8 protein-coding genes and 1 riboswitch are annotated in these 16,235 nt (G+C 31.1%); all 8 genes read left to right on the top strand.

From position 1 onward, the window contains the following. The first annotated feature begins 159 nt into the window (after positions 1–159). Positions 160–1,197 carry a 2-hydroxyacid dehydrogenase gene (locus EXC51_RS01150; RefSeq protein ID WP_129620145.1) on the top strand — a complete coding sequence of 346 codons (1,038 nt, stop codon included), beginning with the start codon at positions 160–162 and terminating at the stop codon, positions 1,195–1,197. Between the two features lie 4 nt (positions 1,198–1,201). Beyond that, entirely contained in the window at positions 1,202–2,245 is a 1,044-nt protein-coding gene (locus EXC51_RS01145; RefSeq protein ID WP_187468996.1) for an aquaporin, read from the top strand. A gap of 190 nt (positions 2,246–2,435) precedes the next feature. Further along, positions 2,436–2,532: riboswitch (TPP riboswitch) on the top strand. Positions 2,533–2,559: 27 nt separating this feature from the next. Next, complete coding sequence (gene cypl, locus EXC51_RS01140) at positions 2,560–3,681, top strand: ABC transporter thiamine pyrophosphate-binding lipoprotein p37/Cypl (protein WP_129620144.1); 1,122 nt, start codon at positions 2,560–2,562, stop codon at positions 3,679–3,681. A gap of 14 nt (positions 3,682–3,695) precedes the next feature. After that, positions 3,696–4,421, top strand: coding sequence for an ATP-binding cassette domain-containing protein (locus EXC51_RS01135; protein WP_129620143.1), 726 nt, complete (start codon positions 3,696–3,698; stop codon positions 4,419–4,421). After that, entirely contained in the window at positions 4,405–6,048 is a 1,644-nt protein-coding gene (locus EXC51_RS01130; RefSeq protein WP_129620142.1) for a hypothetical protein, read from the top strand. Before EXC51_RS01135 ends, EXC51_RS01130 begins: the two co-directional genes overlap by 17 nt. A gap of 319 nt (positions 6,049–6,367) precedes the next feature. After that, a complete protein-coding gene (rpoB, locus tag EXC51_RS01125; RefSeq protein ID WP_129620141.1) occupies positions 6,368–9,976 on the top strand; it encodes a DNA-directed RNA polymerase subunit beta in 3,609 nt (1,202 codons plus the stop codon). After that, a complete protein-coding gene (gene rpoC / locus EXC51_RS01120) occupies positions 9,969–14,375 on the top strand; it encodes a DNA-directed RNA polymerase subunit beta' (protein ID WP_129620140.1) in 4,407 nt (1,468 codons plus the stop codon). Before rpoB ends, rpoC begins: the two co-directional genes overlap by 8 nt. A gap of 304 nt (positions 14,376–14,679) precedes the next feature. Beyond that, positions 14,680–15,858 (top strand): IS30 family transposase, encoded by a 1,179-nt coding sequence (locus EXC51_RS01115; protein ID WP_129620037.1) that lies wholly within the window; start codon positions 14,680–14,682, stop codon positions 15,856–15,858. Positions 15,859–16,235: the final 377 nt, after the last annotated feature.

Raw genomic sequence — 16,235 nt, 5'->3', positions numbered from 1 at the left:
TCTCCCTACATTATTAATATAAAAAAATTATTTTATAGTGGAAAAATTCCACATTTTTTTTCTACAAGTTTACATATTTTGTATTATTAATAATAATTAAATATAATTAGCATAAAACAATTAATAACGCAATTAACTATTTTTAGGAGGGACGATAATATGAAAATAGCTTTTTTCGATGCTAAAGAATATGATAAAAAATATTTTGATAAATACAATAATGGTCGTCACGAAATTACATATTTTAAAGAAAATCTTAATTTAAATACTGTAAAAAAAGCTGAAGGTTTTGATGCAGTTTGTGGTTTTGTTAACACTTATGGAGACAAAGTTATCTTAGAAGTTTTAGCAAAAATGGGGATTAAAGTTTGACTTCAAAGATCAATGGGATACAACAAAGTTGACATTAGAAAAGCAAATGAACTTGGGATTGAAGTATTTAGAATTTTCAACTACTCAGCTGAATCAGTTGCTGAATTTGCAGCTTCATTAATGATGACACTTAACAGAAATATCATCATTGCAAATGATAGAGTTAGAGATTACAATTTCTCACTTGATGGACTTGATGGTCTTTGCATTAACAACTCAACAATTGGTGTTGTTGGTGCTGGAAAAATTGGACAATGTTTTATTAAAATTGCTAAAGGGCTTGGAGCTAAAGTATTAGTATTTGACTCATACGCAGCTGAAAAATTTCCTAACTTAGCAAATGAACTTGGTTTTGAATTTACATCAATTACAGAATTACTTAAACAAAGTGATTTTGTGTCAATTCATGCTCCACTTCTTTCTTCAACAAGATACTTAATTGATGAAGAAGCAGTTAAAGTCATGAAAAAAGGAGCTGTGATTGTTAATACAGCTCGTGGAGAACTTTTAGACATTAAAGCTGTCTTAAAAGGGCTTAAAGATGGTAAACTTCGTGGACTTGCAACAGATGTTCTTGAAAGAGAAGAAGGAAGATTCTACGAAGATGTTTCAGATAGAAAAAATGATCTTATGAAACTTGACCCTGAATGAAAAGAACTTATCGATTTACCAAATGTAATCATTACATCTCACCAAGCATTTTTAACTGATCTTGCTTTAACACAAATTGCTAAAGCAACTCTTGATAATGCTGATAATGCGCAAAAAGGTAACTTTGAACACGCATTAAGAATTATGGATAACGGAAGAATAAAGAACGGATAATTATATGACAACAGTTGACAATAGCGAAAAGTTTGGTATTTTTGATTTTTTCAAGTTAGCTAAAGAAAAAAGAGCTAATGCTCAAAAACCAAAAGATCTAAAAACTTGAATTATTCATGGTTTTTCAGAATATTTTGGAACTATTACAATTTCACTTTTACTTGCTGGATTAAGTATTTTTGTAACAAGTGAAAAAGTTATTGAACACTTTTTCCTTCACCCAATTATTGTAGGATTTTATGCAGGTTATATAGCTGTAGGAATTGTGCTTTTCATCTTCCTTAGATGAAGTTGTGACTTAAACCCATCAGTTACACTTACTCGTTTCCTTAACGGAACTAACACGGGTTGATACACACTTTATAAATTATTTATCCAAGTTTTAGGAGCAATTACAGCTGGATTAATTATTTATGGAGTTGGTCTTTTAACAACTAAGCATGCACAAGGTCTTCCAAATTCACCAATTGATGCATACAATGCTTTTGAAAAGTCTTGATCATTAATTGAAAATGCTGAAAAATTACCATATGAAACTAAAGTTTCTATTGGTAGCGTATGAATCTTCTTTATTGAAATGGTAATGACAGCAATTTTACTTTTCCCAATCTTCTCACCTAACATTAATGACAAATACAGAGATTTAATGATTATGTTCATTATTTCATTAAGTGTTTGAATGGGGATTTTAGGTGGTACAGCAGCAATTAATCCAGCTAGAGGATTTGCTCAACAATTACCTATTTTAATTCACCAAAGCGGAAAAGAAGGCGCTTATATTTCAAAATCAATAACAAATGTATTAGGTGAAGGTAAAACTGAAACAGTCACAAAGACTCTTGTTTCATGAACTCAATTCAGCACTTCAATTAAGAGTGCAACTATTGCCATGATTTTTGGTGATTTAATGGCGCCAGTATTCTATTTATTTGTCCAAGGAATTACTCAAAAATATGTAAACCCATTTGTAGTTAAAGTTATTGCTTACAAAAACTTTAAAGCGCAAAATATGGTTAGAAATAGTGAAGTAAACAAAAAAGATAAATAATAATTTAACAATAACAATTTAACACACTATAATTTGGATTAATTACCGAATTTATAGTGTGTTTTTTTCTTTGTTTTGGTTACTAAATAATTAAAAACATCTCAAAAATAAAAAAATCTTTAAAAATACCTGCAAAAAGCATAAAAAGTATATGGTTTAATTAGGATATATGCACTTTTTAGTATAATATACGTAAGGACAGGGGTGCTTGTAATTTTACAAGCTGAGAAATACTCTTAGAAGCTGAACTAGGTAATGCTAGCGGAGCGAGTCGGTATTTTATTTTCCTCGCCTGTCCAGGAGAGGATTTTTTTATGAAATTTTTTAAAAAACTTAGTTTAGGAGCTGTTGTACTAGCTCCATTACCACTATTTGTGGCTTGTCAAAACCAAGAAACAAATTTTAAAACACTTTATGTTGCTTTAGAAAGTAGTGAAGTAACTGATGAAAAGGTATATGGAGAATTCAAAGAATACTTCAGCAAAGAATTAAAAGAAGCTGGATATGATGTAGTGTTTAAATCTAATTCAACATTAGATAAAACAAGCACAATCGCCGCTCTTAAAAAAGGTGGACAAAACGCAGATGGAGTAGATTTTGCGTTCGTGGCAGCAGGTGCTTTAAAAAATAATCTTGACAAACTTGATGTTAGGGTTCAAACATTAACTAATACTTTCTTAGGTGATACTCAAGAAGGGTACTACACAGATGGAACATTAGAAAATGATTACTTAAGAAAAGTAGCTAAAATCGAATCAGATAAATTTAATGAAAAACCATTCGCGCAGTGAACTAACTTTAACGGTGTAATCCACACAGATCAATATCAAAGCCCAACAGAAAAAGTTCGTTTCCAAAGAGGGATGATTTGAATTTCCGGAGATGATGCAACAAGAGCTGCGATCAAAAAAGCCTGAAATGATAAAGATTGAGAAAAATTTAGATCATTTGGTATTGTTCATGGAGACCCAGATTCAGGAAGTAAATATTTATTACCACAAAACTTATTAAAACTTCATTTTAATAAAGAAGGAAATGCATTCACAACTCTTGGAAAAGAGCTTGCAGATCATTCAAGAGATTTTACAAATGGATCAATCAAAGATTGACAAACAAAACACAGTGATAAGAAAATTCTTTTTGATAACCAAGGAAGTTTTGGATATACATCTGTAAAAAAAGCAGACAGATACACTCCAAAAATCGAAGGTGAGAAATTAGAAATTTTAACATTAACTAACCCATTACCTTATAACTTAGGTGTATTTAACAAAAGAGTGCCTAAAAAAGTTCAAGATGCTGTAGCAAAAGCTTTTGTTAAAATGATGGAAGCAAATAAAAACACTTGAGGAGATTACCAAGGATTTAATGGTTACTCAATTGTTGAAGATAATGCTAAGTCAGTGCTTGAAATGTATGAAAGATCTTCAAAATAAGATAAACTTTATATATGAAAAAACCTATAGTCGAATTTAAAAATGTTTCTTATGTAAAAGACGGAATTACTCTTTTAGATGAGCTAAATTTAGAAGTATTTGAAGGTCAAATCATTGGATTTATCGGCCCTTCAGGTGCTGGAAAAACAACAACAATTAATGCAATTTTAGATCCTAGTTTAATTACAACAGGTGATGTTTTTGTATTTGGAAAAAACAACAAAAACATCACAAGAGAAGATAAAAAAGAAATTAGTTACATTACGCAAGATCCTAATTTAGTAGAAAGTGATGATGTTTTCACTAATGTTCTTAGGTTATATCGAAAATACAAAAATCCTTTTGCAAATTTCTTTAATTACATTAATAAAGAAGAACGCGAAAGACTTTATGCCATTTTAAAATCTCTAAATATTCAAGAAAAAACTTTTGTTCCAGTTAAAAAATTAAGCGGTGGACAAAAACAAAGAATTAGTATTGCTGTTGCTCTTTTTGAAAATTCCAAAATCATTCTTGCTGATGAACCAGTTTCTAATTTAGATATTCACAATGCTGAAATTGTATTAGAAGACTTTAGGCTTTTTACTAATGAAAACAAAGCAGTAATTTTAGCACTACATGACCTTGAGCTTGCTAAAAGATACTGCGATAAATTAATTGTGTTTGTAGATGGTCATATCGCTAAAGTAATTGAACAAAAAGACTTTAATAAAGAAAATTTCTATGAGTTTTTTAAATAGAATTTTTCACAAAGCACACCACTTTACTACTTTAAGAGAAAAATACATTCTTTGAAAGTGGAAAAAGTATATTTTCTATTTTGTTTTACTCACTTCAATTGCTTTATTTATTTTTGGTATGGTTTATTTTGACACTTTCCAGTTTGCAAAAGGTGGCAGTGTCTATTTTAAGGAAAAGTTACATAAACTTTTTTCTTTTTTAAGTCATGATGAATTTAATTTCCCTGGAGAGAATTTATGAGTTAGGAACCTAAAATACCTATGAGTAACACTTAAATATGTTGCTTTAGGTAATTTTATAGGCTTTTCAATGGCGTTTTTTAGTGCTTATCTTTCAACTAGTGAGCTGCACAGACGCAAATGATTTTCGCTTCTAAATAAGTTCTTTTGTGGCTTTTTAAGAGCTTTTCCAGTGCTTATTTTATTCTCATTTTTTCAAAGTGGTTTTAAAGGATCGTTAGCAGCTACTTTAATTATTGCTTGATTTACATGATTATGATTAACAAGATATCTTAGTGAATTATTTTCTAATTTAGATTATTTTAAATATTGACAATCTATTCGTGGGGGAATGTCAAAGTTTCAATCATTTCGAATTAATGTCTTAGGACAATTAAAAAACAAAGTTCTTTTATTTTTTATTTATTCATTTGAATCTAACTTAAGATGAACCAGTATTTTAGGGAAATTAGGTATTATCGGGGTTGGGTGATTTTATAAAAACTACCTTCCAGATAAAATGCAATTTTTAGGTATTTCCCTTGCAATAATGCTACTTTCAATTCTTATTTTAGAGCTTATTATGCTATTTTTTAATAAGGTTTTATTTGAATCTTCATCAATTAATTTTGATACCAAAGTTCCTACTTCCTTTAAATATAACTGAAGAAGAATTATTAAGTATTTATTCCTTTTTTTAATGCTTATTTTATGTGTATCTTGTCTATTTGATTTTCAAGCTAGTTCTTTTGATTATCATGCTTTTAAAATTTATTTAGCAGACTTTTTCAGTTTTGATTTTTCAAAATATCATGATGATAAAACACCGTTTTATTACACTTTAATCGTTATTTTTCAGGGTTATACAGCAACTTTCTTAGGAACTATTTTTGCTATTTTATATGGTTATTTAATTAGTGAAAAAAACCAGAAGAGTTACGTTCATTTACCTTTAAAAGTTTTATTAATTGCTTTTAGAATTATCCCTATTGTTGTTTTGTATTATTTATTTATTGATTTAACCAATGCTTCTGGTCTTATGACATTCTTAATTGCTTTTAGCGTTTTTAGATCGCTTTCAAGAAAAATTGCTGAAAGCTTTAACGCGATTAACCAAAAAGAAATAACCACAATGAAACGGGTAGGGCATTCAAACTTTTTTGTTTTTATGAAATTCAAGTTCCGTGCAATTAAACATGATTTAATTGCCTTAATGTTTTTTGAATTTGAAGGTGCGTGCCGAGATGCTGTTACTTTTGGAATTTTTATGCCAATAGGAATGGGTTCGATTTACGCTCATTACCAAAACAAAGAACTTTATGGTCAAATTATCCCTTTATTTTTACCACTAATTTGTTTTTTCATTTTCTTAGAAGTAGTTAGTTACAAAATTAGAAAAATTCACTAATCAAAAAGCACGTTTTATACGTGTTTTTTGATTGCTTTTAAAGGTGAAAAGTCTTAGGAATTTTTGAAAAAAATTTCCAAAAAAATCTAAAAAAGAAATCTTACAAAAAAATCAAAGGCGAACTGCGCAAATTTTTGTAAGAAATTTAAAAGCCAAATTGGATCTTAAAATCACTATAATCTATGGCTTAAAAAGAAGCGAAAAATTCACTATAAATAAACTTAAAATTTTCTAGTCTATATTTACCTTTTTATGGTAAAATTTATTTACTTTATGGATGCGTAGCATCCTTTTAATCATTTTATAGAAAGGAATGTTTATGAAGGCAACTAATTATAAAGTTCGTAAATTCGGTCCTAAAACAGAAAGACGTGATTATTCATTAACAAAACAATCACTTCCTGTTTTTGATATTCTTAAAACAAGTAAAGATAGTTTTGAACTTTTTATGACCAAAAGAATTCAGGAACTTTTAATGGAAGTGTATCCAATTGAAGCTGCAAACAAATCGGTAAAACTTGATTATGTTAAAAACTCACTTAAAATTGAATACCCTTTCAAAAAAATTACAAGTGAAGGTGAAGAGATTAAAAAATGTAAAGCTAAAGGAATTAACTTTAGTGCCAAAATTTTTGCAACTCTTAAAAAAGAGGTTTCAGCAACTGGAGAAACTAAAATTGATGATGTTTTAATTGGAGAAATTCCATATATGACTTCTGGTGGAAGTTTTATCATCAATGGTAGTGAAAAAGTTATTGTAAGTCAGCTTATTCGTTCACCAGGAGCTTACTTTGGACTTAGTGTACGTAACAAACAATCAGATGACCTTTTCAACAAGGTAGAAATTTTACCTAGAATTGGATCTTGAATTGAAGTGTCTCACAAAGTTACAACAGCTACACTTGATGCAGTTAAAGTAAAAATCGACAAGAACAAAAATGTTAACTTAGGTACATTCTTAGGAGCATTTGGATTTGATGAAAAAGATATTTACTCAATTTTTGGTAAATACCCACTTTTAGAAGAGACTCTTAAAAAAGATAAAATTATCAACTCAAGTTCAAGCTTTACAAAAGAAGAACTTACAGATTTATGTCAAGAAGAATTATTCAGAGGACTTAGAAAAGGTGATCGTATTTCAGAAGAAGCTAAAAAATCACTTCTTCCAGGAATGCTTTTTGACAAAAAACGTTACAACTTATCTACAACCGGTAGATATATGCTTAACAAAAAACTTTCTCTTGTAGACCGTATTGCTAATACATACTTAGCTGAGAACATTAAAAACAAAAAAGGTGAAATTCTTTTTGAGAAAAACACTTTTATTACATATGAACTTGCTAAGAAAATTCAAGAAAGTTTTGAGTTAGGTTTAGTAGCCTCAGAAAAAATCGAAGGAGCTAATGCTGAACTTATTTACCACAAAGTTAGTTCACTTTACCCTGAATTATTAAGAAGAATCAGAATTATTAAAGTTAAAGTTTACCCAAACAAAAAATGAATGGTAAATCGTGAAAAAGAACCAGTTATTGTTATTGGTAATGATCCTAAGTCAGTTGAATCACACTTACTTATTTCAGATATTATTGCAGCAATTGGTTACTACTTTAACTTAACAGTTGGAATTGGACAAGATGATGATCCAGATTCACTTACAAACAAACGTATCGTTTCAGTTGGAGAACTTCTTGAAGGTCAATTAAGTGTTGCACTTGCAAAACTTGAAAAAACAACTCGTGAACGTATGGGAGCTAAAGAAACTGCCAAAGTAACAGCTAAAAACGTTACAAATAACAAGCTTGTTACAAATCAAATGAAAACTTTCTTTAACTCTTCAAAACTTTCACAATTCATGGACCAAATTAACCCACTTGCAGAGGTTTCAAATAAACGTAGAGTTACATCACTTGGGCCTGGTGGTCTTAACCGTGATACAGCTCAATTTGAAGTTCGTGACGTTCACTCAACTCACTATGGAAGAATTTGTCCTATCGAAACACCTGAAGGGTTAAACATCGGACTTATTCTTAACTTTGCTACTTTTGCTAGTGTTGATGAACTTGGATTTTTACAAACTCCATATTTTAAAGTAAATAATGGTGTTGTAGACTACAATGAAATTAGATACTTAACAGCTGCTGATGAAATTGGATATTCATTTGCTCAATCATCAGTTAAAGTTGATGAAAACAACCGGATTGTTGATTCTACATTAACAATTAGACGTGATTACAACTATATCGTTGGAACACCTGCTGATGTTGATTTTATTGAGGTTTCATCAAAACAAATTGTTTCTGTAGCTGCTGCTGCTATTCCTTTCTTAGAAAATGACGATGCCAACCGTGCTCTTATGGGTTCAAACATGCAACGTCAAGCAGTTCCACTTTTAGAAGCTGAAGCACCTTTTGTTGCAACAGGAATCGAAGCGGATATTGCTAAATATTCTTCATATAATATTACAGCTAAAAATGCTGGAGAAGTTGTGCACGTAGATGGTGGAAAAATTCACATTAAAACTGATCGTGATACAACAGATAGATATACACTTAGAAACTTTGAAAGAAGTAACCAAGGTACAATTATTAACCAAAAGCCAATTGTTAAAGTTGGTGATAAAGTTGAAAAAGGTGACTTACTTGTTGATGGTTCTTCATTTAAAGATGGAGAGCTTGCTCTTGGGAAAAACGTTCTTGTTGGATTTACAACATGAAATGGATACAACTTTGAGGATGCTGTTATTATTAACGAACGTTTAGTTAAAGATGACGTATTTACTTCAATTCACATTGAAGAGCAAACAATTCAATTCAGAAGTAGCCGTGCTGGTGAAGATCAACTTACAAATGAAATTCCTAACGTATCTAAATTCTCACTTAGACATTTAGATCAATCAGGAATTGTTAAAGTTGGTTCTGAAGTACTTCCTGGAGATGTGCTTGTTGGTCGTGTTTCACCTAAAGGAGAAGATAACCCAATACAAGAAGAAAAACTTCTTATGTCTATTCTTCAACAACGTCCATCTAATGTTAAAGATACTTCACTTAAAGTTAAAAATGGTCACAATGGTACTGTAATTCACGTTGAAGTTCTTTCACGTGAAAAAGGTGATGTGCTTGAAGATGGAATTGACAAAATTGTTAAAGTGTCAATTGCTCAAAAACGTAAAATCAAAGTTGGGGATAAAATGGCTGGTCGTCACGGAAACAAAGGGGTTATCTCAATTGTTTTACCAGAAGAAGATATGCCATATTTAGAAGATGGAACACCACTTGACATTATGCTTAACCCACAAGGGGTTCCTTCACGTATGAACATTGGTCAAGTTTTAGAGCTTCACTTAGGTATGGCTGCTAGAAAATTAGGTGTTAAATTCGTAACTCCAAGTTTCGATGGGGTTAAAAAACCAGATATTGAAGCTGCCTTAGAAGAAGCTGGTCTTGATAAAAGTGGAAAACAAGTGATTATCGACCCAATTACCGGTAGAAAATTCGATAAACCTATTTCTGTTGGTGTAATGTACATGCTTAAACTTAACCACATGGTTGATGATAAAATGCATGCTCGTAGTGTTGGGCCATACTCACTTATTACACAACAACCTCTTGGAGGAAAAAGCCAAAACGGGGGACAAAGATTCGGGGAAATGGAAACATGAGCGATCGAATCTTATGGAGCTACAAACGTGCTTCAAGAAATTCTTACATATAAATCTGATGATATTTCAGGAAGAAATGCACTTTATAGTGCGCTTGTTTCAGGAAGAGAACTTCCTACACCAGGAACTCCAGAATCATTTAACGTTCTTAGTTATGAACTTAAAGGACTTGGAATGAAACTTGAAACAATTGAAACAGAAGTAGATGAATCAGAAGAAGAAATCTACCAATATTTAGATGTAGATGGAGGAGGAGAAGTTAATGAGTAATTTTAATCAAGATAACGAAGTAAAAAAAGTAATTAACAAAATTACCCTTTCACTTGCTACAAATGATGACATTACACAATGATCTAATGGTGAAGTAACTAAAGCTGAAACCATTAACTATAAATCATATAAACCAGAAAAAGATGGTTTATTTGATGAATTAATTTTTGGACCTACAACTGATTATAAATGTCCTGTTTGTGGTCAAAAATACAAAAAATCAGACGAAAACTCAACTTGTTCAAAAACTCCTGCTTGTGAAAAACACAAACCAAAAATTCTTCCAAAAATCACACGTAGAAGTAGAATGGGGCACATTAAACTTCACAACCCTGTTGTTCACTTTTGATTCTTCAAAATTGACCACTCAATCATTTCGAAATTACTTGGTTTAAGAGTTGGAGATTCAGATAATGTTTCTAAATCAGATTTAGAAAAATTAATCTACTACAAATCCCACATCGTTTTAGAAAGTGGTGAGCTTAAATCACTTCAAAAAAATAAAATCATTGACATTAATGATGCTGCTAACATTTACCGTAGTGCTCTTGAAGAAATGCGTGGAAATTATGAAGTAGATTCAGATGAATATGAAGATATTAATGAAGCTCTTCAAAACCTTATTGAATACGCAGATTCAAAAACAGGTAAAGATTATGGGATTGATTTCCACGAATACAACGACATTATTCACGAATATTCAGATGCTAAAATTGGGACTGGATCTCAAGCAATTGAATACCTTCTTAAAAATGTAAACCTTGAAGAAGAAGCTAAAAAAGTTGAAGAAAAAATTAACTTAATTAATTCAGCTAATGAAACTTTATCAACTTCACAATTACAAGAAAGAGGAAAACTTTACAAACGTTTAACTATCATTAATTCATTTATTAAATCAGGTCAAAAACCAACAAGTATGCTTATTTATAACTTACCTGTTATTCCTGCTGACCTTCGTCCTCTTGTTCAACTTGATGGTGGAAGACACTCAACAAGTGACGTTAATGAACTTTACCGTCGTATCATCATTAGAAACAACCGTTTAGCAAAATGAAATGAATCAGATGCTCCAATGCTTATTAAACAAAATGAGTACCGTATGATTCAAGAAGCAGTTGATGCTTTAATTGACAATATCAGAAAAAAACCAAGCCCAGTTTCATCTAAAGATGGACACCCACTTAAATCTATTTCTGATGCACTTACAGGTAAAAAAGGACGTTTCCGTCAAAACTTACTTGGGAAACGTGTTGATTACTCAGGACGTAGTGTTATTGTTGTTGGGCCTACATTAAAAATTCACGAAGTCGGAATCCCTCGTGATATGGCTGCTAAATTGTTTGAACCATGAATTATTCGTGAAATTCTTAAATCTGAAGAAGGAATTAACTCAGTTAAAGCTGCTAAAAAATTAGTAGAAAACCTTAACCCAATGATTTGACCATATGTAGAAAGAGCAATCGAAGGAAGACCAGTTCTTCTTAACCGTGCTCCTACACTTCACCGTCTTTCAATTCAAGCGTTCCAACCTGTGTTAATCCGTGGAAAAGCAATTAAACTTCACCCACTTGTAACTACAGCGTTTAACGCTGACTTTGACGGGGACCAAATGGCGGTGCACGTACCAGTTTCTGATGCTGCTGTTAGAGAAGCAAAAGAACTTATGCTTGCTTCTAAAAATGTTCTTGGACCTAAAGATGGAGAACCTATCATCAACCCTTCACAGGATATGATTTTAGGGCTTTACTACCTTACAATCGAAAAAGCAAATGCTAAAGGAGAGGGAAACTTCTATCCAAATTATGATGAATTAATGCTTGCATATGAAAATAACTACATCACATTACATACACGTGTAGTTATGCCAATTGCTGCTCTTAATAAATCATCTGTGGCTTCAAAAACAGATAAACCTTACTTATTTACAACTGTTGGTAAATTAATTCTTAATAGAGCTTTCCCAAGTGATTTTGAATTTATTTTCGGAAAACACATCGATAAAAAAGCAGTAACAAATGCAGATGGAAGTGTTAAATTTGTTGAAAGTGAATCAATTCACACTTCAAAAGATAATTTAGACAATTATGTTTTAGATTATGGAACAAACTTTAAAGAATACATTAAAAATGTTCCTGTAAATTATGGTCTTTCTAAAAAAGATATTGCTAAAATTGTTCGTAAAGTTTACGAAAAATATGTTGCAGTTGTAAACATTGAAGATATTGCTAAAGTAATTAATGATACAGATGAATATAACTTCGACAGCCGTCTTGAAGATTGTCTTTACCTTAAAGACTTCAATGGTGATACAATTCCTCGTTCACACGCTGAATTAATTGATAAGTTCATCAAAGAAAGCTTCGAAATTATTAGCTATGAAACTTCAAAATCATTATTATCATATGAAAAATTAATCAACAAATGAGATATTAACCAATACACAAGAGCTCTTGAAGAAGTTTGATTTAAATATACAAACTACGTTGCTTCTATCCTTGATGAAATTAAACAACTTGGATTTAGATACTCTACAATTTCAGGTACTACAATTTCAATGAACGATATTACTACTTTAGAAACAACTAGAGAGAAAATTGCTGAAGGGGACGCTTACATTAGTGAGCTTAGAAAATACTTTGAAAAAGGTTACCTTACAGATGATGAGCGTTATACTTTAACAATTCAAAAATGATCAAAAGTTAAAGACTCAATCGAAAAAGATCTTAAAGAAGTTACAAAATCAGATATTGATAACCCATTATTTATGATGTTTACCTCAGGAGCTCGTGGAAACTCATCAAACTTTACACAGCTTGCTGGTATGCGTGGACTTATGAACAACAACACCAAAATTCTTAAAGCCGATGCTGAAAACGACCGTGTTGTTCGTAGTACAGTTGAAATTCCTGTTAAATCATCATTCCTTGATGGGCTTAGTGCATATGAATTTTATTCATCAACCCACGGGGCCAGAAAAGGACTTACAGATACTGCGCTTAACACCGCTAAATCTGGATACTTAACACGTAGATTAGTGGACGTTGCTCAAGGAATTGTTGTACGTGAAGAAGATTGTGGAAGTGATTTTGGATTTGTTGTTAAAGACATTAAAGATACCAAAACTGACACAGTTATTGAATCTCTTGCAGAAAGAATTGAAGGTAGATTCACAAATAAAGATATTTATGATGAAAATGGAAATGTAGTTGTTAAATCAAATACATTCATCACACCTGAAATTGCAACTTTAATTACTAAAAAATACAAAAAAGAAGAAGTTGAAATTCGTTCAGTACTTTCATGTCATACACGTAATGGGGTATGTAAAAAATGTTATGGAAAAGACCTTGCGTCAAATAGAATCGTTAACATTGGTGAAGCAGTTGGTATTGTAGCTGCTCAAAGTATCGGAGAACCTGGAACACAGCTTACCATGCGTACATTCCATACCGGAGGGGTTGCTGGGGTTGAAGATATTACTGGTGGATTCGGTAGACTTATTGAGCTTATCGATGCCTTCGATGCTCCTTGAGGTAGACCAGCTGTTATTTCTAAAGTAACTGGTGAAGTTACAGCAATTTACAATAGCAAAAACAAAGAAGGAAAAGATACAGACACAATTCTTATCGAAGTTACATACAAAAACAAAGATGGTAGCTTAGAAAAAGAAGTGCACAATGGAAAAGTTTCACAAAAACTTAGAGTTAAAGTTGGAGATCACGTATTTAGTGGACAAAAACTTCTTGAAGGACCAATTATTCTTAACCAACTTCTTCAATATGCAGATACACGTGCTGTTCAAAACTATCTTTTAAAAGAAATCCAAAGACTTTACCGTCTTCAAGGGATTACAATTTCAGATAAATATATTGAAATTATCATTCGTCAAATGCTTTCAAAAATTATGATTATTGACTCAGGTGATTCGTCATTCTTTACAGGAAGTTTAGTAGATATGTTTGTATACCAAAGAGAAAATGGTCGCCTCCTTGCTCAAGGAAAACGTCCTGCCTTTGGTGAAGTTAAAATTCGTGGAGCTAAACAAACTCCTTTACTTAGTGATTCATTCCTTTCAGCTGCTTCATACCAAGAAACAGCTAAAGTGCTTGTGAATTCAGCTATTAGCAACAGAGTTGACCACCTTCACGGACTTAAAGAAAACATTATTTTAGGACGTAAAATTCCTGCTGGAACAAACTCAAATTATGAACTTAAAGGAAAATACGACATTCGTGATCCACGTTCATACTTCCAAAATAAATTTGACCCACAAAACATTGTTCCACAAATATCACTTGAAAATGTTGACTTTAATCTTTCAGATTTAGAAATTGAGTATTTCCAAGGTCAAGAAACATTCGGAAGCGATGATTTCGAATTTGATAACTTTGAAGAATAATCCAAATATTCATATTTGTAAAACAAGTAGCTAATGCTGCTTGTTTTTTATTTGCTGCAATTTTATAACTCTAGTTATAGTTTCCAAGCTTGAAAGCAACCAAAGCCTAATAAGCGCAAATTATAGGTGCATTAGGACTTGGATGCTCAAAAATTACACACATAAATTTAGGCCTTAGTTTCCTAAAAATATCATAATAAATCTATAAATTAGAAAAGTCACACGCAAATTTAATGCATGTGACTTTTTTGTGTCCATTGTGTAAAATAATAATGCTTGCAAAGAAAGGACACATTTTTATTATATGAAAAAATTGATAGATTTATCTAAACTAAATATTATTTGTGTAAAAAATAATGCTGAAAACTCACGTCACTTTATCATAAAAGAAACAGATGATGAGATAAAACGTCTTCACTCAAATGTTTCTTCTAAAAGATTGCTTAGAGATAAACAAATATCTATACTATTAATGTGAGAAATTATTTTAAAAGTTCTAGTGTTGAATTCAATATCAAAAGCAGCGAAATATTTTGGTTATCAATCTAGAACAATTAAACAAAAAATGGCAATAATGATTGAAAAAAATGACTATCATAAAAGCTTAAAAAATAAATTTATTTGCAAAAATTGTGGAGACAAAATTTTTATAACTAAATTTCTCTCCTTTAGAAAATTAGCAAATCATTTACTCAGTTATAAAACTAAAAGGTTAATGATAGTGTCAGAATCACAAAAAAATAAGTGAAGTTACTTCAAGAAATATTGAAACGATGTAACTAAAGAATTAAGAAAAAAAGCAAGCAAAAACTCTAAAAACATTAAATGTAAAATGTCTGTGAAATTTATGGTCAACTCGTTCAAACAAACAAATCCAGATACTTTTTGTCCTACATTTAGCACAATTTACAAAGCTCTAAAGCAACAAAGAATAAAGCTTCCTCTTGACCCGCTTTTATATTTATCAAGAGGTGGCTATACAAAAACTACATTAAAGCAAGGTAAAAAATCCTTGATACACGCTAGAGACCTAAAATATAGACCTGAAGAAGCGGATTTAAGGCTAGAAAAAGGGCATTTTGAAGCTGATACAGTAATAGGTAAAAGAGAAGATAAGTTTGTTCTTTTTACACTTTTAGACCGTAAAACTAGAGAGTTATATATCGCTTTAACCAAAAGAGATGCAAAATCAATTAACAAAGCATTAAAAATGTTAATAAGAAAATACAATCTTGAAATAAAGACTTTGACAGTAGATAATGGTAGCGAAAACACACTTCTTCATAAAGTGGTAGGTAAGAAAAAATTATTTAAATGTAAACCTTATGCTTCATATCAAAAAGGTTCAATTGAAAATGCTCATAGATACATTAGAAGATTTATTCCGAAGGGTAAAAGTTTCAATTCACTCACACAAGAATATGTGTTTTGACTCAAAGAACAAATCGATGAATACAAAAGAATATTAGCGATAGAAAATTAAAATTAATATCGATAAATGCTAAGTTCAAGATTGACGACCTAAACTAAATTTATGTGAATAAAACCTATTTTTTGTGTAAATGTCAGTTTAAATAAGAATAGTCTTGTAATGACAGTCTTTTGTTACAAATACATTAATTGCGTTGGCACGCGGCCTTCTTTTCTTTTCTTTCGCAGAAAAGAAGCAAAAGAACTTCAAAATTAATATGGGTAAAAGGGAAACTTTGGTCTTTGAGACCTAAACTAGATTTTAGTGACTGAAGCCCATTTAATGTGAAATGCTATTTTTTTTGCGGTGTTGTGCTATGTCTATCTTTAGACACAGATTCAATGATTGTGCTGCCGCACGGGCCTCCTTTTCTTTCGCAGAAAAGAAGC

Origin of the sequence: Mycoplasmopsis gallinacea, from assembly GCF_900660495.1 — a bacterium.
GTDB classification, from domain to species: domain Bacteria; phylum Bacillota_I; class Bacilli_A; order Mycoplasmatales; family Metamycoplasmataceae; genus Mycoplasmopsis; species Mycoplasmopsis gallinacea.
This window is presented reverse-complemented; position numbering and strand designations above follow the sequence as displayed.